The following is a 20,330-nucleotide window of genomic DNA, read 5'->3' as shown; positions in this document are numbered from 1 at the left end:
TAAAAAGGGGTTGTCCTTAGTCTTACCCATTTACCTTGAGCGTTTTCTTCAACCTAACGGCTACCATCTCTAAAAGGACAGCAATGGCTAAAATAAAGTAGGTGATGGAGCCTATTTCTCTAATATCCTGATAAAAATTGCTCGCCATAAACATATCAAATCCGATACCGCCTGCACCCGCAGCTGCGCCCATTGCGACAGCGACCGCAAAATTGATTTCAAACCGCAGAAACGTCCATGAAATCATATAAGTGAGAGAAGAAGGGATTACGGCTTGAAAGATAATCTGCCACCAGTTCGCTCCGCTCGCTTGAAGTGCTTCTATCACCCCGTTATCCAGTTCTTCAAAAGACTCTGAATAGGCCTTCACCAAATAGCTGATTGAATGAAATGTCATACCGATGACAGCAGCAACACTTCCCAGACCTGCCGCTACAGCAAAAATCAGCACCCACAATACTGTCGGAACAGCTCTTATAAAAGCAACCAATCCTTTCATAACCGTGGAAATCCGTTTATTGGTTAAGTTTTCAGCAGCAAGCAAGCCTAAAAACAAGGCGATGACTGCTCCGAATACCGTGGTCAAAAAAGCGAGACATAGTGTCACAAAAACGCCGTAAAGGGCATCAGTAAACGTTAAATGGTCAAGATGAGGCTCAAAAAACATAGCTTTCAAGTTAGCAAAAGTGGCAAGGACCGCTTCCCCAACATTCAGTTCTTTATAGTCAAAACTGCTGAATGCATATACCGTGAGCAATGCTAGAATAAGAAGGGTGCCTCTTATAACCACCGTTGATTTTGTCATTGTTTTGATTTTTATTTTTTTGGGCAGCGGGGATGTAAGCACCTGGTTTGATTCGTCCATTTGTTCGTTTGAATCCATTACAAAATCACCCTTCTTACATAATTCGATAAGGTTTCAATCAATAAGATCGTTACGATAATGACGACCACCACTAATGAGGCGATATCATAGTTGAGGCTCTTGTAGTACAGGTTAAAGGTAAATCCTATGCCTGAGCCCGTCAGCAGCCCAATCAAGGTCGCACTCCTTATATTTGTCTCGATCATAAACAAAATCCAGCTGATCATCTGCGGCAGGCTCGACGGAAGCACCGATTGGATGATGATTGGAAAATAACCCGCTCCAGTCGATTGCAGCGCCTCAACAGAGCCTCCGCTCACCTCATCAATCGTTTCCACAAAAGCTCTTGTCAAAAAGCCGAACGAGCCAAAAAACAAAGCAAAATAACCAGTCAATGAACTCTGGCCAAACGAGAATAATAGGATCATGGCCCACGCCGCCACATCAATATTTCGAAAAATAGTGGCGATGCCTCTGCTGATACGGCCAAAGAACACATTCACCCTCATTGTGTCGGAGCCTAAAATCGCAAATAACAGAGCAAATATGGCCCCTGTTGTGGTTGCTGCAATCGAGACAAGCAATGTCTCGATGAGCATCTCCATGATATCCGGCAGTTTCGCTAACGACTCTTTCGTCGGGTAGAAGTTTCCCACCCCCCATTCGACGGCTTTAGGAAGAGAGGCAAAACCTTTAATAACATTGAATTCGGTAATGATAATCGCTAACAATGTAACGACGCCTACGATAAAAACAGTGCCTAATGTACTGCGTCTCTTTTTTGCAAAGATGTTAGCTTGCATGGATGCCTCCTATATCAAAAATAAGATCCTCAGCTTCTGAGCCGTAAATACTCTGAATATCCTCTTTCGTAATGTTTTTAGGCGAACCATGATACACAACCCGGCCCCGGTTGATTCCGATAATTTGATCTGAGTACTTCATAGCTACGTCTACTTGGTGAAGATTGACGAGAACGGTTATGCCCATGTCAGTTGAAATGTTTCTCAAATGATCCATGATGATCTTTGCAGAATTAGGATCTAGTGAAGCGATGGGCTCATCGCATAGAAGCATGCGGGGATTTTGAATCAAGGCACGGGCGATTCCCACTCTCTGCTTTTGTCCACCACTCAACTGGTCACTCCGGTTGTAAATGTGTTCTTCCAAACCAAGAACTTGCAAAATCTTAACGGCTTCTTCCTTTTCATCTTGACTGTACAGGCCGAAAACCCCTGCCAAGGTGGATTTTTTTCCTAAGTTGCCGTGAAGGGTGTTTTCAATTACACTCAAGCGGTTCACTAAGTTATAGTGTTGAAAAATCATCCCCATTTTTGTTCGGATTTTTTTTAAGTCCCTCTTCCTTAGATTCGTCACATTGATGTTATCAAAGGTTATGTCTCCGCTGCTTGCATCAATCATGCGATTAATGCAGCGAAGGAGAGTCGATTTCCCTGCTCCTGATGGACCGATAATTGAAACGAACTCTCCTTGATTGACAGAGAAGGAAACATCTGACAACGCCAATTGATCCTCGCCAAATCGTTTGGATACTTGATTCACTTCTAATAAGGCTGACATAGTTTACATCTCCTTGTTCGTTATTCATTATTTGGAAAGTTCGCGAATCGGGTTAAACCAAGAGTCATCGACTTCTACTAAACGCTCATCCCCTTTTTTCGTGAATAACCCTGTAAACTTGGAATCCTCTGGCACGAAAACTTTTTCGTTATTTGTCACCGCATCAGATGTTAATATGTCTACAAGTTGGGCTTGGAGATCTTTATCCACATTCTCAGAGTTAATGGCAAATGGCGCGTTAAGCACAGGAGTAGCGGAAATGAGGGAAAATTCTTTCCCGACAACTGTATTAAATGGTTCTGCCGCCCCCTCTTTTACTTTATAAACCGCTCCGGGACGATTCTCTTCCCCTTCCGCCAACTCTACATAAGTGTCTACACATGAATCACAGAACGCAGCGACATCCGCTTTGTTTGATAACAGGTTGACTGCAGATCCTTGGTGAGAACCTCCATATAATACCTCGCTAAAAAACTGGTTTTTGCCGCCTTGCAGCAAATCCTCTGCCTTCAAGCTCTTAAACTCATCCTTTTTGCTGAAATAATCCACGATGCCTTGCGATGGAACCTTGAACCCAGAAGTGGAACTGTTAGATACGAAAGAAAACTTCTTACCCTTAATGTGGTCAATCGAAAATTCGTTACCATTCTTATATTCATCCACATTACCTTTATTGACAGCCAGCCAGCTGTAATAAACCGCATCCTCTAAAGTCCCGGACTCACCAGATCGAACGACGAGAGGAAGAACCTTTTCATTTTTATTATGTGCTTCTATGTAACCCTGCGCGCCTAAGAAAGATATATCCGCATTTCCATTGGCGATTGCTTCAATTGCGACAATATAGTCTGTTGTCGTTTGATGTTTGACCTTTTTGCCTGTTTTCTCCTCAATAATCTTTCCTATCTCATCCCGTGCTTCTGTAAAGTCTGACCCAGATTCATTGGGAAGCCAAGCCATCGTAAGCGTATCCTTTTCAGCACCTGCTCCTCCGGCAGAAGATGAACAACCTGAAAATACGACGAGTATAACTAAAGTAAGCAAAGCTAAAAACGTCCTTTTCATCATCAAACTCCTCACTCTTATTTATTTCATACTTTGATACTAGCAAACGAATATCAATCTAAGATTAATTTGGCATAAAGATTGTAAAGAGTTGGTAAAAGCAGTGCAATGTAATCAGTCAGTCATTAAGAATACTGTGTCAGCTCTGACAACAAACCGTGTGCCTCTTACAATGATTGCGCAACATACGCTCAGATATCCGTTTCCCCTGTCTGTAAAATATGACTAATAAAAAAGACCTATGTCCGCAACACATATACGTTGCGGCATAGGCTCTTCGTTTATTCCATATACGTATTCACCAGCTCGTAACAGCACTCTTTCGCCCACTTTTCTCAATCTCATTACTTTATTGACAGGTTCTAATGAGCCTCCTTCTTCTTTGTTATCCTGATTTTTTGTCTATAGGCATTGCTCCATGCGCAAAGCATCTATGTTTTAAGCAATTAGTAACACAGCGTCAACCTCATTCTATTGATCTAACATTGATAATTATAGTTGTTATCTATCCTTTGATAGTCCAAGGTGTATTGGTGGTCTGTATATTCCGCTTTTACAGAAGCAGAAAGAGACTGAATACACTCAATCAATCACAACAAAATCCTGAACCTTCACCTGTTCCTCAGGCAAATCAAACTGAAAAAGCGGTTCCTTAGAATGAATATCAAACACACCCACATACCCGCCAATGCTCTTTTTATGCTCTTCCTGGGCAACAACATACAGTTTATTCCCCTTAAACTTTGCATCCATATAAGGGAATTTTAAGCCGTATGTGCGAAAAGAAAAGCCCTTCCCATACTCAAGCAGGTTCGCTTCCCCCTCTTTGTCTTCGTACGTCACATAAAAATGGCCGCTTTCTTTGTCATAGTACACGGTATCAGCATATTCAAGATCATCAGAATAAGAAATATACTTCGTCTTCCATGCCCCTTTTTCAACCACAGTCAGTTCATGCTCCGAGCTCGCGACAATAAAATCGGCTGAGTCTGCGAATTTATCCCCATACGAGGCTAAACTTAAGGTCTCAATGATTTCCTCTGTGTTTCTGTCGATCACGTAAATTGCCATGCCTTGAATGACATAAATATAATTCTCGTCACTCGCCCCCATCGTGACAAGTGAAGGCAAGGTGAGGCTATATTCCTTTTTCATTTTTTTATCGTTTATATGGATGTCATTCCCCGTCGTATCAACGTTATAGGCCTTAACAGAAACATCCTTCCCCTCATACCAAAACGCAAATGGATCTGACAGCGGATGCTCTCTGATCACATCCTTCTCCAGCTTGTAATAAAACGGCTCGTGCTCCGCTAATAACAAAATGTCTGTTGATGCGTCAGATTTCGTTTGAATGTAAGGCACATCCGTCACCTTGAACGTGCGCCTATTAAATCTTTCGCCTGTTGAGGTTGAGAGCAGCGTGCTTTCTTTTACGAGAGGGTTGGAATAGATAAAAAAGATGCGGTCTTCTTCGGGATGAATGGCGGGAGCTTTGACAGAAATATTGTCTTTATTGTGTAACTGAACATACAGAGCAAACAGGATGATGCATACCATTAACCCTAATAAACCGAATGTAATGCCTTTTTTCTTCATCAAAACGCTCCTTTACCTGTCTATCAATAATCATTTCGACTATGCTTACACAATCCCTCCATGAATAAAGATCCATGCCAAATGACTCATTTTTCCACCGAAACATGTTCTCACACCCACCCTTATCCCGCACCGTGGTAAAATTTTGATATTGAGTGTAAAAAAGAAGGGAAATGGTCATGAAAGTATTTGAAGCGAAAACACTGCTTTCGGAAGCGAGAGACCGCGCGAAAGAGTACAAAGAACTAAGAACGCAAATGGTCAACTTGAGAAAAGCGTTAAAAAGCGTCGCGGATCTCAGTGACAGCGAATTCTCAGGAAAAGGCGCAAGCAACATCAAAGCCTTCTACCACGACCACGTCGGCGTCACCGACCAATGGATCGACTATATCGACATGAAAATCGCATTTTTCAACAGCATCGCCGGAGCCGCCGAGGACAAAGGCCTCTCTGACGCATACATCGAAGAATCCTTCCTGGAGCACGAATTGGCAAACGCCCATAAAAAATCAAAGTCCATCATGTCCGAACAGAAAAAAGCGATGAAAGATATCCTGCACGATATCAATGACATCCTCCCGCTCGACCTGTTTTCAACAGAAACCTTCAAAGACGAGCTGGCTGATGCCAATGACAAACGCAAAAAAACACTGGAAAAATTGGACGCCTTGGACGAAGACCTAAAGACAGAATACGCCCTGTCAGAACCAAACGAACAATTTATCAAATCCGACTTCCAAAAGCTCCAAGAAGCAACAGGCAAAGGCAAAAACGCAACACCCATCCACTACAACGCCAAGGCGTACCGTGAGAGTGACATACATAAGAAAAAAGGCGACATTGAAAAGCGGACGGATGCTTACTTGAAGATTAAGAAAGAGGAAGCGAAGGAACGTGAGATTGAAAAACTGAAAGAAAGACTGAAAAACTACGATTATGCAGATGCTGATGAATTCTACGAAATGGCAAAAACAATCAGCTATGAAAATCTGACAGCAGAACAGCAAAGATACTTCATCCAAATTGAAAACACGCGTGAGCTTGAAGCAGGCTTCAAAGGGGTTGCCGTCGGCCTTTACGATTCAGGAAAAGACGCGGTCACAGGTCTGTGGGATATGGTCACAGATCCGGGCGGAACCGTTGAAGCCATTACAGGAGCGGTGGCTCACCCGATCAAAACGTATGAAGCCATTTCAGCGGCAATCGAAGAATCATACCAAAAAGACATGGTGAATGGTGACACCTACTCAAGAGCAAGATGGGTGTCATATGCGGTTGGCACTGTTGTCACATCAGTTGTCGGCACAAAAGGCGTTGGCGCCGTCTCCAAAACAGGCACAGCCGCCAAAGTGACGGCCAAAGTCAAAACAGCAGCAAGCAAATCTGCAACAGCCCAAAAAGCCATAACGGTCTCAAAACAAACCGTTGATCACATCAAACAAAAAGTAAACACAGGCATAGAAGTATCAAAAAAACACGTCAAAACCAAGTTAAATCAAATCGGAGATCTCACACTTGCGGATATTCTCCCCTATCATCCCCGTCACGATTTAGTGCCGGCAGGCGTTCCTTACAACGCAGTCAACGGGGTCACACTTAAAGAAGGACTGCAAAAATTCGCCAAGGTCATCCTTCCGAAACCATACGGAACGTCATCAAGCGGAAGACGAACTCCAGCGCCACATGTACCGCCGGTAACAGTCAAATACGGCGAGCATTTCGCACGATGGAGCAGAAAGAAAGTACTGAAGCCGAATGTCATCTATAAAACAAAAGAAGGCTACACGTACACGACTGACAACTATGGTAGAATTACAAGTGTCAAAGCAGACTTACAGCTGGGAGAAGCAAAACGAAACCAATATGCACAGACGAATGCTGGAAAGCCCCAAGACCGAAAGCCTGACGATGACGGCGGCCATTTAATCGCCACCCAATTCAAAGGCTCAGGCCAGTTCGACAATATCGTGCCGATGAATTCTCAGATTAATAGGAGCGGCGGCAGATGGTATGAAATGGAGCAGGAATGGGCAAAGGCTCTTAAAGAAGAACCTCCCGAAACAGTTAGTGTGCAAATAGAAAATGTATATCAAGGCGATTCATTGAGACCAACTTTATTTAAAGTAAAGTATAAAGTTGGTGACGGCAGATATAAAAATATGACAATAAGAAACCAAGCAGGAGGTTGATATTATGGAGACAGAAAAAATGGGCCAATTATATCAAAAAATAGCAGAACAAATTAATGAAATGATTCCAGCAGAATGGAATAAAGTTGCTCTATATGCAGAGATTTTAGATGACTCTAGAGAAGTATACTTTTTCTTTAATACAAAAAATAGTGAAGATTTCATTTATTCACATGATATTCCGGCACATTATCAAGTAAGTGAACAAATTTATGATGACTTGTTAATCGAACTACAAGATTTATTTGATGAACTAAGGGATGAATGGAAAGCGAATAACTCAGATGTCTGGACTAACCTTACACTCAAGCTAGAGCATACCGGAAAGTTTTCAATTGACTATGATTATGATGATGTTATTGCATCAGAACTAAACGGTACTCAACGTCAAGTTGTTTGGGAATATAACAATTTAGGTTTGGTTCCTACAGGTAAGAAAAACAGGGAGTTCTTGGAACGCTATCTCAATTCGGAAGAAGAATAAGCAATGATCAAAAATAGTTCAGCTCTTCACTGCTGGGCTATTTTTTATAACTAGGATTTCTCGACGACTGAGGTGAAAAGATTGGAAACTAAAAAATGCAAGATTTGTACCAGATTATTAGTGAGAAATTAAATGACATCATACCTTGTGAATGGACAATAATTTATCTTTATGCAGAAGTATTAGATGATTCCACAATGGTTCTTTTTCACTTCAGAACACCAGAAAATAATCAAATTATTTATTCACAAGATATACCTAGCCATTACAACGTAAGCAAGGATATTTTCAAGACGTTGTTAAGAGAACTAAGAGAACTTTTTGAAGAATTAAGAACTGAACACAGAAATAATAATGATGATGTTTGGACTAACCTTACACTAACATTGGATCGTAGCGGAGAATTCCAATTAGATTATAATTATGATGATATTTTAGCATCAGAATTAGATGGATATAAAAGAGAGAAAAATGTCCCTCATACGGAACCAATTTGATTTAATTTTCTGGAGCAATGAAGATTACATAGCCGAGCAATTGTAAGAATTGCTCTAACCTATTTAGAATGGTAGTCTAGTCATGCCAAACAGATATAGCAAATCTCCATTAAAAAGAAAATTAGTCAATTTGCTTGGAGGTTGTATAGTATTATATTCAAAAAGGCACTATTACTAGTGCCTACTCGCATAAGGATTTAATAAATAATTATTTTTCTTTAATAACAAAGATCGTAACATTTCCTTTGTTAGTTTTCTAAGATGTTTTTAAATAGTGATCATACATACAGGTGACCAAAATATTTTATTCAATAAATCCGTATCTACCTTTATTATCATTTCTAGTAAATTCAATAAAGTTAATATTACTTATAAGTTTCTGTTGAGGTTTTTTATTCTCCAGCACTATAATCTGATTATCTATTTTTGATAAATATTCATAAAAATTATTTTGAATCTCTTCTGGAATTTTCCCATCATCTTCAGGAACATCCAATTCTTTATATGTTGTCAATGGGGAATCCAGAATAATCATCCCGGTATGTGGTAAGCTGTTCTTAAAACAATATTTCATTAATCCTATAATAAATGCACTAAAGGCAATTGCTCTATAACCTTTCCCATATACACTTCTCTTTTTTTCAGATATTATGATGTCATAGCTTCCTAAATCGAACTGAACTTTAGTATCCGGGAACATCCATTCTTTAAGTATTTCTTCAATCTCTTTACACAATTCTTTTGTGTAAATATCCAGAGAAGTTTCTTGTGCTTTTTCGGGTGATATCTTTTTACCTTTACTAGATGATTCTATTTCTACTTTTTGCTTTTCCAACTTTATTAAATTTTGTTTTAAGAAGTTCAGTTGATCAATTTTACTTTGCTTCGTTAATATCTCACCCAATTTATTACTAATTTTATTAAGATTTGGTTGCAGTTCTTCTTCTATTTTTTTGTTAATTTGATCATATTGCTTAGAAATTTTGGCTTTTTTTTGTTCTACATTATATAATTCGTCTTTAATATTATATAAAGTATCCCTCAAATCTTTTTTATGTTTTTTAATTTTACTAATTTCAATATTTACAGCTTCAAACTTTATATTAGACTCTGTTAAATGCTCTTGATGTTCTTCCCCTTCTCCGTTGATTAAGTTTAAATCTTGATGGCATAAGGGACACCGTTCCATTTGTAACTGGTTAAAGTAATGTTTACCTTCTGATAAAAATATAAGTCTTTCCAAATCAGAATTGTACTGACTTTCTAATAGTGAAAATCGAGCAATTAACTCTTGAATGGAGATTAACTTCGCTCTATAGCTTTGTAGTTCATTCCAATATGAATTCCTTTGAATTGTTAGATTTTCTATTTTCTTGGTTATGTTATTCTTAACGGAAGTTAATGAATTAATTTCTTCTAAAAGTTCTTGAGAATCAATACCTAATGTTTCTAATACTTGTAACTCCTCTTCACTGTCACTAATTAACTTTTCTAATAATTCTAATTTCGCTTTTGAATATGTATTGTCTTGTTCTGATTTCTGCCCTTGCTCCAATGTACTATCATCTTTATTAGAAATAATAAATTTAAAAATTGATTTCTCTTTAGTTTTTGCCTGGACTTTATCTGAAAATATTGGAGATTCTTTAGAAATTATTCTAACTTCGTCTACCATTACCAGATGGTTTAATCCTCTATAGCTAAATCTTTCTACATTATTTTTAGCATTTTTTTTAATCTTATATTCAACATTTGGAAATCCACACAACGATAATAAAAATTTGGATACGCTATTTTTTGCTGCATCTGTACTACCTAGTGTTGTAAATTTGCTACCCTCTTCTATTTTATCTATCTCACAATCATATTTTTTAAAGCTTCCTCCGACTAATTCTCTTTGAAGAGTAAAAACTTCTCCGGAGTATGTTTTTATTTGCATTCTAATTAAGTAATATCCTTTAATTTCAATTATTTCATCAGGTTGATTTTTTCCACCTAACATATAGTTTATACACTGAAAGATATATGACTTTCCTGTTCCTGTTGGTCCGTAAATAACATTTAGCCCTTTATCAAGAGTTATAGATGATCTTTTATCTTCTCCAACCAATTCTAACTTTGTTATATAAAATCCTAATTTCATTCTTCTTCACTCCCAAATAGAAATTCATACTTAAATTCTCCTCCCCATTCAATTAAATTAGATTCAACATAATCCCTTAAATCATCGTCCGAGTAACTAGAGAACTTCTCAATAACCCATTGTGCATTTTCTTTTAATTTTTCCAAATATGTTGAATTAAATAGTGCAAGAAAAGGCTTAGTCAACTTAGAAGCTCTAAATGAAATTCCTGAATTATCGTAAACTATATCTAAAAGGCTTTTACTATACATTAAATTTAGACCCTTTTGCAGTACTTTTCTTCTTATAAGAAGTTGACTTGATCTATAAGGCAAATTAGGATGAATCGAAGGAGGCCCCTTCTCTACATCACCAGAATGAATTATAAAGTAATCATAAATTAATAAACGTTGTACATCGATACCCTTTGGTTCTATAGCTGAAATAATAACTAAAGATCTTAAACCAATTTCAAAAGGGGTATTAAAGGCAATATTATCTTTATCATTTTTATTTGTATCCATATTAAAATTCACACCCAACTAAACATTCTATCATTAACTAAATGGTGACAAATACCATTTAGGTCATTACCTTTAAGTTTTGATTCTAGAGGATAATTACGTACAGGCAAATTTCTAGCAATCTTACATACTTCCTTAACCTTTGCGTATCCATCTACATGAAAACTCTCTACCTCATCTATAATTCCGTCATGCACTTCAGCTTTTAAATCTTCAAATGCATTTGTTCCGTCCGGTAAAATGTCTCTCTCAAACAGCCTCAATGATTCAGCTTCATAGAAACATTTACGTTGCCTGTTAAAATGATTATGTTCCGTAACATAGTTTTTTAACTCATTAATTGTTTTAAGCTCTATTTTATGATGACTAGAGTAAGCTTCTAAAAGTTTTTTAACATACGTCACTTCTATTTCCTCAATACTTTCAGGGGGCGTAAATGATTGAGGGCGTGATGGTACAATTCCCCCAAATCTATAATAATGATACCTAGTCTGTGAATGTTGTTCTATTAATTCTTGAGGGTCAATATCCTTTATAATTGAAAAGTCAAATTCCTCAACATATTTCTTGAATTCTTCTTCTAGAACAACTTCTTCTTTTGCAGTAATACTCTTTCTGCATACCTTATCCCAATCTTTACAAAGTTTCTCTTTAAATCTTTTGGGACTATCTATTAACTTACTCAACTGTGGACCTGCACCTTTCGGAGAAACAAAATAATAATTTTTAGGAACTTTGAATTCTCCTTTGAATGTGTAATAACACAATTTTCCGATTTCTAATAATGCTGTTTGAGGAGTTAATGGCTTATCGTAGTGTTTACATTGATAATTATCCCATTCTGCCCCTTCATCTTGAGTATACTTAATGTATGCAACAACATCTCTGCCCATATCTCCTGCTCCACTACTCCGTCTAACCTTTTCATATTTATTTCCAAGGTAATCTATTGCCCACTCTCTTACCAAATCTTCGAAGTCATCTTCGGATATCATTTCCAACCGTTTAATAGGCTCTACTGCCTTACCATAAAGTAAGTCAAGATTAGTAAGCTTTCTTTCCACTTTAGGTGCGCTAATTGCGTCTAATATATCTGACTCTTTTTTACCCATCTATACCAACCTTTGAAAATTAATTTAATGATAAAATCCAATTAATTTTGGGATACTATTCTACTAAATATTATACAGTTTTTTCTCATTACAACAACTCGCTTATTCAATCCGTTCATAAACTTCTAGTAATGTGGGACACTGATAACTTTCCAATACAATCCAACTAAACTGTTTCAGTAAGAATTGCCTGTACGTAGTAACATTTCTCCTGAAAGAGATTCTTATGACAGACTGCAGATGACTTGTTAAATAATTATGTGATCATAAAGATCCGTTACAATTCTCAACTGCCGTTTTCAATCAATGGCAAAAGTGGTGTAAAAAGTGGAGGAATGGAAGTCCTTGAATCCAAAATAAGGTGATTTGCAAGCTTGTATTCGTTAAACTAAAGTAGATGGAAGTTTTTTTCTCGATAGATAAAATTTCTATTTTTAAAGGGGAATATATTTTACTTATTCAAATGAAAGCATTAAAGAGATTTAAAAAGAACGGAATTTTCACACTTTTTTTGCGGCATCATCGGGTCCAGCTGAATTGTTTAGTAGTTTTATCATAATATAGGAGCCTTCCTCTCAAGAAAGGCCCCCTACTCACTGTTACATCTTTGTTTTATCTATCTCTCAAGCACAGCCACACACTCCACATGATTCGTATGAGGAAACATATCCACAGGCTGCACTTCGAGCGTCTGATACCCTCCATCCTCAAGCACCCGCAAATCCCTTGCAAGCGTGCCAGGATTACAGGACACATACACCACCCGCTTCGGCTTCATCTCCACAATCGTCCGCAGGAGGGCTTCGTCACAGCCTTTTCTTGGCGGGTCGACGACAAGCGTATCGGCCGTGATGCCTTCTTCATACCACTTTGGAATCACGGTTTCCGCTTCACCGACCGCGAACTCTGCGTTTGTGATGCCGTTGAGCTCAGCGTTTCGTTTCGCATCCTCAATCGCTTCCGGCACAATTTCTACACCGTACACTTTTTTCGCTTGCTTCGCCAGAAATAGAGAAATTGTTCCGATGCCGCAGTAGGCGTCGATGACGGTTTCTTCGCCTTGCAGCTCCGCATACTCAAGCGCTTTGTCGTAGAGCACTTTGGTTTGCTCCGGATTGACCTGATAAAACGATCTGGCGGAGATGGCGAATTTGACGTCTCCGATGAGGTCGTAGATGTATTCTTCGCCCCAGATGACGTTTGTTTCGTTTCCGAAGATGACGTTTGTTTTGTTCGGGTTAATGTTTTGCACGATGGATTTGACATGCGGAAATTGTGCTGTGATGTCTTCAATGATCTTCGCTTTGTGCGGGAAGTCGTTTGTTCTTGTGATGAAGACGATCATCATTTCACCCGTAACGACGCCGTATCTGACCATGATATGGCGGAGCCAGCCTTTATGGCGTTCTTCGTTATAGGCTTTGACACCGTATTTGGCGCAAATGTCTTTGACGGCTTGGACGGCTTCGTCATTTTTGGATTGCTGGATCAGGCAGGCGCTCATGTCGATAATGTCATGGCTTCTTTGCTGATAAAATCCGGCGACGAGTCCGCCTTCCCGTTCTCCTACCGGCACCTGTGCTTTGTTTCTGTAGTTCCAAGGGTCTTCCATGCCGAGTGTCGGGTGCACGGTGACGTTTGACAGGTCCAGCTTGCCGATCCGTTCTAAGACGTCTTTGACTTGTTTTTGTTTAAACAAGAGCTGGCCTGCGTAGGTCATGTGCTGAAGCTGGCAGCCGCCGCATTGCTTGTAGATCGGGCATGGGGCGTCCGTTCTGTGCGGGCTTTCTTCCTTCATCTCGATCAGGCGGCCAAAGGCGAAGCCTTTTTTGACGCGTGTCACTTTGATTTGGGCTTTTTCCTCAGGCAGGGCGTTCGGCACGAAGATCGGGAAACCCTGTACCTTCGCAACACCCGCTCCTTCGTGTGTCAAATCCTCAAATGTCACGTCGTAGTATTCATTTTTTTCTACTGGGGGTTTCATTTTCATCTATAATCACCTCTTGTTTTAAGCGAAAGAAAAACTTGGCCTGTACAAGCCAAGTTTTTTAGTCATCCAGCTGTTCCGCTTTCTCCTTCGGCATGACGACGTGAATATGTCGGTACAAATTCACGAATTCGCCCGGCAGCATGCCGCCGTACTCGCCGTCCAGGTTCAGCTGCATCTTTTCTGATACATTGACTTTCACGCGGTTCGCTTTTGTATAAATAATGTGCTGGTCGTTGATGTGTTCGCCGCGGAGCGCCATCGTTGCGACCCTGATAAATTCAGCAAGGTTTGCTTTCTTGAGTATCATCAAGTCAAACATGCCGTCATTCAGGCTGGAATCCGGCGCGAGTTTTTCGAACCCGCCGACGGAATTTGTCAGCGTGACCAAAAACAGCATGATTTCACCTTGAAACAGCTTGCCGTCATATTCAATCTCGACTTCTGTCGGGCGAAGTGAAGGCAGCATTTCCATTCCCTTTAAATAATAAGCAAGCTGGCCGAGCATCGTTTTCAGTTTGCTTGGCACATCGTACGTCAGCTCCGTCAGACGTCCTCCCCCGGCGATATTAATAAAATACTGGCCGTTCACCTGTCCGATATCAATCGGACGGGCAGCACCGTTAATGACCGTATCTGCCGCTTTTAATATATCCTCGCGCGGAATATTGAGCGCTCTGGCGAAGTCGTTCGTTGTGCCGACAGGAATGACACCAAGTGTCGGACGGTTGTCTAAAGGCGCAAGTCCGTTGACGACCTCATTGATCGTTCCGTCCCCGCCTGCTGCAACAATTAAGTCAAACTCACGCAATGCCGCTTCTTTGGCAGCGTGCGTTGCGTCTCCGGCGCATGTCGTGGCATGGGTGGAGGTTTCATAGCCGGCTTGTTCAAACTTTTGCAGGACCTGGGCAAGTTGCTTTTTAAAGCTCTCCCGTCCCGAAGTCGGATTGTATATTATGCGTGCACGTTTCATTATCTCATCATCCTACTTAAGAGTATCCGATCCATTTTTACACTAACAACCTTTAATTATACTATGAGTTAAAAAAATCGCAACAAAATGTACATAATCTTACAGGTAAAAACGCACAAAAGCCCCAGCAGAGCTGAGGCTTTTGTTTTTTACTCTTCTCCCGTTCCCGGTTTTTTCTTGCGGAACTTCGCCAATACTTCGTATACGATTGGCACGATCAAGAGTGAAGGATTCATGAACTACTTAATGGAATCAAACAACATCGAAAATGCAATTGCTGTGAAAAAGCCTGACTGTCTTCACCTTTATAAAGACGACAATAACACTCAAGGTGGGTTGCATAGCATTTGTCAAGGCCACCGGCCGAAAAGACAGGAAAGCAAGAGGATCATCAATAGTTGCTTATTACCAATTCAATGAGAAAACACTGCGCCAATTCGAATTCCCGCAAATTTTATTGGGTACTTTGACAAAATGGAAACCTCTATAGTAAGCGTAAAAAACTGCTTTTATTTGTTTTTTGCTCTTTTCTCTTTAATGATGCTGAAAAGTACTAAGATAATGACACCTGCACACACAATATAAAATAAAAAATTAGTCACGGGATTTTCAATATTTTTAAGAAGAAATATTAATCCTATAATTACTATTGGTATGGCCCAGGTTAACCATTTTATTACCTTAGGGTTTGGTTCGCTGTTTCCTTCAGATTTCATAATTACCTCCTCATTATGCACAAGATCTCTATCTTTAACAAAGCATAACATAGGATATTTTTGTTAAGTTTATACTTTTCTATTTAACTTGATTCTAATTTTTTAATTATTTCTCTCTTAATTAATCTAAAAAAAGATAAAAGTATTATCTTTCGGATTCAAGCTGAGTCATTATGTTTTGACTATAAGAATATTTTATTACTGAACAATATAATATAAAAAAATTTAGTGACATTCTCTAAATCTTGTCTCTAACAATAAACGTGTCCTGTATCATTTAGCTGGAATTACATACAATTAATATAAGTCCGCTTTTTTTTATTTATGAAGAAGATTTAACCATTCTTCACCTTTGTACTTTGAAAGAAAAAACCCTTAGAATGGACCATTATTCACCGTCCATTCTAAGGGGTATATGTTATATCATCTTACTCTTCTTCCGTTCCCGGTTTTTTCTTGCGGAACTTCGCCAATACTTCGTATACGATCGGCACGATCAAGAGTGTCAGAAGCGTTGAACTAATTAAACCGCCGATAACCGTGACGCCGAGTCCTTTTGAAATGACCTGGCTTCCGCCTTCGAAGCCGAGTGCTAATGGAATCAAGGCGCCGATTGTCGCGATGGCTGTCATCAGGATCGGACGGAGTCGTGTAGAGCCGGCTTCTAGGAGCGCTTCTCTCGTAGACAGTCCTTCCGCTTCCATATGGATGACGCGGTCAATTAAGACAATGGCATTCGTGACGACGATACCGATCAACATCAGCATACCGATCATTGCGTTCAGACTGATCGTTTCACCTGATACATATAGTCCGACCAGGGCACCGATAATTGTAAACGGCAGTGAAAACAGAATCGCAAATGGCGCTAATGCTCCGCCGAATGTAATCACGAGCACGAGGTAAACGATCGCAACTGCTGCAAGCATCGCTAAACCGAGCTTCGTGAAGGAATCAGCGATATCAGCTGATACGCCGCCTGTATCAATTGATACGTTATCAGGAAGGTCAAGCTTATCAATTTTCTTCTGGACATCAGCTGATACAGCTGTAACGTTGTCTGTTGTCACTTCACCTGTGACATCCGCATAGACTTTTCCGTCACGTTTTGACACCGTATCAGATGTTGATCCTTCTTTCACTTTTGCCACATCGCCAATTTTGACTTCCTGGCCAGTTGCAGAAGTGATTTTTTTATTCTCTAAATCTTTCACACTCTTATACTCGTCTTTTTCTGTCTTAATGTTCACATCAAGCTCTTTGCCGTCTTTTTTCACAGTTGTGAGCGGTTCTTGTGATGTTTGTGTCATTAAGGCCTGAGAAATTTGAGACGCAGTTAAACCGAGTTTGCTTAATTTTTCTTGGTCAGCGACAAATGTGTACTCATCATATGTGCTGGAAAGGCCTGAGCTTACGTTTTTTAGATCCTTTTCATCTTTCATGACTTTTTCAATGTCTTTAACCGTGTCTTTAATGTCATTTTCTGAATCGCCATACACATAGTATGTTAATTCATTGTTATTGCCTGAAGAGCTGAAGTCCTGCGACTTCCATTCTCCACGGTTTGACTGATCTTGGATTTTCTTCAGCACGTTGTCTTTTTCTTTATCAAAGTCAGGCGTGTCGCTTTCATATTTGATATAGAATAACGCACCGTTTGAATCTCCCCCGGCAAGCGGGCTGCCAGAGCCTAATGAATACTGAACCGTGTCGACATGCTTGCGGTCAAGCAGGATCTTTTCCGCTTTTTTGGCTTCAGCTTCGGCTTCTTTTTTCGTTTCACCCGGTTCTGGGCTGTATGTGAGCTGCATCGTTTTCTCTTCCTCGGACGGCAGGTAGCTGGCACCGATTAACGGCACGAGGAACAAGCTTCCAAGGAGCATCAGAACGGCGATGATAGACGTGATCCATTTGTGGCTCAGCGCCCAGTTCAATACATTTTTATAGATGTTTGCAAGTCTGCCAGGTTTGTGTTCTTTCGCTTTGACCTGCCCGCCCGTTAATGATTTTTTGAATAGGCTGTGCGCGAGCATCGGCACAAGCGTGATCGAAATCAACAGGGATGCGGCAAGCGCAAATACGATCGTTAAGGCAAATGGCATAAACAATTCACCGATTTGTCCGCCTACAAGTGCGAGCGGCAGGAATACCGCGATTGTTACGATCGTCGATGACATAATCGGTTTAAACATTTCCTTCGTCGCTTCACGAACCAAGGTTTTACCGCGGAGCGGCTCATCTTTGAGTCTCATGCGGCGGTAAATGTTCTCAATCACAACAATAGAGTCATCGACCACACGTCCTATGGCCACAGTCATCGCACCGAGCGTCATGATATTCAGTGTGATATCAAGCTGCTGCAGCACAAGAAGTGCGATCAGCAATGATAATGGAATAGAAATAATCGAAATTAATGTTGATTTGATATCTCTTAAGAATAAGAGAATAATCACAATTGCAAAAATAGCACCGAAAATGGCTTTGCTTAACATTGTCTCAACTGACTGTGTGATCGGCTCTGCCATATCAAGTGTTGCACTGTAGTTGAAGCCTTTATGGTCTTCTTTGAACTGCTTGAGCTCATCTTTGACATGATCGGCAACCTCTACTGTATTCGCATCGTTTGCTTTGACGACGTTGATGCCGATACTGTCTTTGCCATTTGTGCGTGAAACAGATTCAGCTTTTTTCACATCTTTTATTGTGGCAATATCAGAAAGCTTAACCGTCGGCACGTCTGTGCTTGCGCTTTGCTGCGCCTGTGCTGCCGCTTGCGCGCTCTGAGCTGCTTGTGCACTCTGCGCCGCCGCTTGAGATGCTGCGCTGCTGCCTGCACTTGAAGCGGATGCCGTCGGGATTCTCATATTCTTCAAATCTTTTATTGTTTCAATATCGCCGCTGACGACGACAGATTTTTCTTGATTACCGAATGTGTACAATCCAAGCGGGGTTGTCACATCTGAACCTTGAATCACTTGTTTGACTGTATCTTCATCAAGGCCATATTCTTTCAGTTTGTCTTCTTTGAAAGAGAATTCAATCTCTTCCACCTGCTGGCCCGATACTTGGACGGAAGCAACGCCTTCTATGCCTTCAAGCTTAGGAACGAGACTGTCCTCCACTTTTTTCGTCAGCTCTTGCAGATTGTCTTTATCACTGGACACGCTGAGCGTCAGAATCGGGAAGGAGTTCAAGCTGTAGCGTGAAATTTCCGAATCTTTCGCGTCATCAGGCAAGCTGACGTTTTCTAATGCCTCAGCCGCTTCTGTTTTGGCTTTATCCATATCTTTCTCATAGTCATATTCAATCATGACCGACGATGCATTTTCATAGGAGGTCGAAGTCACAACACTGACCCCGTCCAAATTCTGCACCGCTTGTTCAACCGGTTTTGTCACCTCATCAGCCACTTGGCTTGGTGTCGCGCCCGGATATGTCGTGCTGATCGTCAAGTAAGGCATGTTGACGTCAGGAATGGATTCTTGCTTCATATTCATACCCGCATACAATCCGGCTGCCGTTACAATAATCGTCATCAGCCATACGGCGAATTTGTTTTTCAGAACGAAATTAATAACGTGATTCATCATATCCTCCATTACATTTTTATTGACTGACTGGTCATTCTATATAATACTAAACGTTATAACGCAACAACGTCAACTCATATACCAGAAAATTTTACTAAATTTTGCAAGGACTAAGGGGAAGCACGTCATGAATGAAAAAAAAGAGAAAATCATAAAAACCAGCATTCATTTATTTGCGAAAAAAGGATTCGCAGCTACGACGATTCAGGAAATCGCCAGTGAATGCGGCATCTCCAAAGGTGCTTTTTATTTGCACTTTAAATCGAAAGAAGCGCTGCTATTATCTGCCTGTGAATATTACATCGGCATGTCTAATAAAAAAATGAAAAATATAGAAGAGAATCTCGCCGGCAAACCGCCTAAGGAAGTGCTAAAAAAACAAATTGGCGCTCAGTTTGAAGATTTTCGCGATCATAAAGATTTTATCGTACTTTTGCTGACCGAGAATATCATTCCGGAGAATCAAGAAATCAAGCAATACTTTTACAACATAACCGCGGAAACCGATAAACTGTACCGGAACGCCTTGCTGACATCTTATGGCGAAGAAATAGAGCGGTACGTCGCGGACCTCTCCATCATGGCAAGAGGCATTGTGCATTCCTATATGAATGTGATGGTATTTAACGGAGAGCTCATTATCGATGCAGAAGAGATTTCAGCCTTTATCACTGAGAGACTGGATGACCTCGTACAGGGACTGAGCCGTTCAACCCTCAACCCAATTGTGCCAAAAGACATTTTCAGACCGATGCCTGCGGGGAAAGACCAGCTGCTTGAGGACATTCAGAAAGTAAAAGAAAAAAGCACACTGCCCGAGGATATCACTGTGTCGCTTGAGGTCATCGAGGAAGAACTGTCTCAGGATAAACCGCGCAAGCCGATTATTAAAGGCATGCTGTCCAATTTAACCGGAACCACCGACAAAGAAGTTGAAAAGCTTCGGACTTTGATCTCTGTCTTCATCTCGATTTAACCATAAAAAAAGCAGCCCCTGCGGGCTGCTCAGACTGTTGACAAAATAGT

The 20,330-nt window shown here is 40.4% G+C and carries 14 protein-coding genes and 3 pseudogenes; 4 read left to right on the top strand and 13 right to left on the bottom strand.

Features of this window, described 5'->3' with window-relative positions; all coding sequences use genetic code 11:
* Positions 1-22: 22 nt before the first annotated feature.
* The 5 genes from MOF34_RS07400 to MOF34_RS07380 all read right to left on the bottom strand — a co-directional run bounded on the left by MOF34_RS07400 (position 23) and on the right by MOF34_RS07380 (position 5,110).
* On the bottom strand, positions 23-883 hold the full coding sequence (locus MOF34_RS07400; protein WP_268399529.1) for an ABC transporter permease subunit: 861 nt from the start codon (positions 881-883) through the stop codon (positions 23-25).
* Positions 883-1,668: a PhnE/PtxC family ABC transporter permease gene (locus MOF34_RS07395; RefSeq protein ID WP_268399527.1), complete on the bottom strand. Its 786-nt coding sequence runs from the start codon at positions 1,666-1,668 to the stop codon at positions 883-885. The genes MOF34_RS07400 and MOF34_RS07395 overlap by 1 nt, the downstream gene beginning before the upstream one ends.
* The gene (phnC, locus tag MOF34_RS07390; RefSeq protein ID WP_268399524.1) at positions 1,658-2,446 is read right to left on the bottom strand and encodes a phosphonate ABC transporter ATP-binding protein; all 789 of its coding nucleotides are present in this window, start codon (positions 2,444-2,446) and stop codon (positions 1,658-1,660) included. The genes MOF34_RS07395 and phnC overlap by 11 nt, the downstream gene beginning before the upstream one ends.
* Before the next feature lie 27 nt (positions 2,447-2,473).
* Positions 2,474-3,511, bottom strand: coding sequence for a phosphate/phosphite/phosphonate ABC transporter substrate-binding protein (phnD, locus tag MOF34_RS07385; RefSeq protein WP_268399522.1), 1,038 nt, complete (start codon positions 3,509-3,511; stop codon positions 2,474-2,476).
* Between the two features lie 582 nt (positions 3,512-4,093).
* A complete protein-coding gene (locus tag MOF34_RS07380; RefSeq protein WP_268399519.1) occupies positions 4,094-5,110 on the bottom strand; it encodes a hypothetical protein in 1,017 nt (338 codons plus the stop codon).
* Between the two features lie 179 nt (positions 5,111-5,289).
* Between MOF34_RS07380 and yeeF the strand changes: the two genes are divergently transcribed.
* The 3 genes and pseudogenes from yeeF to MOF34_RS07365 all read left to right on the top strand — a co-directional run.
* Positions 5,290-7,299 carry an LXG family T7SS effector deoxyribonuclease toxin YeeF gene (gene yeeF, locus MOF34_RS07375; protein ID WP_268399517.1) on the top strand — a complete coding sequence of 670 codons (2,010 nt, stop codon included), beginning with the start codon at positions 5,290-5,292 and terminating at the stop codon, positions 7,297-7,299.
* Between the two features lie 4 nt (positions 7,300-7,303).
* Positions 7,304-7,783 carry an antitoxin YezG family protein gene (locus MOF34_RS07370; RefSeq protein ID WP_268399516.1) on the top strand — a complete coding sequence of 160 codons (480 nt, stop codon included), beginning with the start codon at positions 7,304-7,306 and terminating at the stop codon, positions 7,781-7,783.
* A 95-nt stretch (positions 7,784-7,878) separates the two neighbouring features.
* Positions 7,879-8,247, top strand: a pseudogene (locus MOF34_RS07365) (TIGR01741 family protein); the annotation flags it as partial.
* A gap of 337 nt (positions 8,248-8,584) precedes the next feature.
* Here MOF34_RS07365 and MOF34_RS07360 read toward each other — a convergent pair.
* From MOF34_RS07360 to srfP, 8 genes and pseudogenes are all read right to left on the bottom strand, one after another.
* Positions 8,585-10,423: an AAA family ATPase gene (locus MOF34_RS07360; protein ID WP_268399514.1), complete on the bottom strand. Its 1,839-nt coding sequence runs from the start codon at positions 10,421-10,423 to the stop codon at positions 8,585-8,587.
* On the bottom strand, positions 10,420-10,926 hold the full coding sequence (locus MOF34_RS07355) for an ABC-three component system middle component 2 (protein ID WP_185184565.1): 507 nt from the start codon (positions 10,924-10,926) through the stop codon (positions 10,420-10,422). The genes MOF34_RS07360 and MOF34_RS07355 overlap by 4 nt, the downstream gene beginning before the upstream one ends.
* Positions 10,927-10,934: 8 nt before the next feature.
* On the bottom strand, positions 10,935-12,038 hold the full coding sequence (locus MOF34_RS07350) for an ABC-three component system protein (RefSeq protein WP_185184564.1): 1,104 nt from the start codon (positions 12,036-12,038) through the stop codon (positions 10,935-10,937).
* A 616-nt stretch (positions 12,039-12,654) separates the two neighbouring features.
* Positions 12,655-14,028 carry a 23S rRNA (uracil(1939)-C(5))-methyltransferase RlmD gene (rlmD, locus tag MOF34_RS07345; RefSeq protein ID WP_268399510.1) on the bottom strand — a complete coding sequence of 458 codons (1,374 nt, stop codon included), beginning with the start codon at positions 14,026-14,028 and terminating at the stop codon, positions 12,655-12,657.
* A 58-nt stretch (positions 14,029-14,086) separates the two neighbouring features.
* The gene (locus MOF34_RS07340) at positions 14,087-14,998 is read right to left on the bottom strand and encodes a diacylglycerol kinase (protein ID WP_268399506.1); all 912 of its coding nucleotides are present in this window, start codon (positions 14,996-14,998) and stop codon (positions 14,087-14,089) included.
* 149 nt (positions 14,999-15,147) lie between these two features.
* Positions 15,148-15,225 (bottom strand): annotated as a pseudogene (locus tag MOF34_RS20960) (hypothetical protein); the annotation flags it as partial.
* A gap of 282 nt (positions 15,226-15,507) precedes the next feature.
* Positions 15,508-15,714: a hypothetical protein gene (locus MOF34_RS07335; RefSeq protein WP_268399503.1), complete on the bottom strand. Its 207-nt coding sequence runs from the start codon at positions 15,712-15,714 to the stop codon at positions 15,508-15,510.
* Between the two features lie 428 nt (positions 15,715-16,142).
* Entirely contained in the window at positions 16,143-19,301 is a 3,159-nt protein-coding gene (gene srfP, locus MOF34_RS07330) for a surfactin resistance protein SrfP (RefSeq protein ID WP_268399501.1), read from the bottom strand.
* 130 nt (positions 19,302-19,431) lie between these two features.
* On the opposite strand from srfP, the pseudogene MOF34_RS07325 reads away from it, so the two are divergent.
* Positions 19,432-20,329: pseudogene (locus tag MOF34_RS07325) on the top strand (TetR/AcrR family transcriptional regulator).
* The last annotated feature ends 1 nt before the right edge of the window (position 20,330 follow it).

It is taken from the genome of Bacillus sp. T17B1, assembly GCF_026796395.1.
GTDB lineage: Bacteria > Bacillota > Bacilli > Bacillales > Bacillaceae > Bacillus > Bacillus spizizenii_A.
This window is presented reverse-complemented; position numbering and strand designations above follow the sequence as displayed.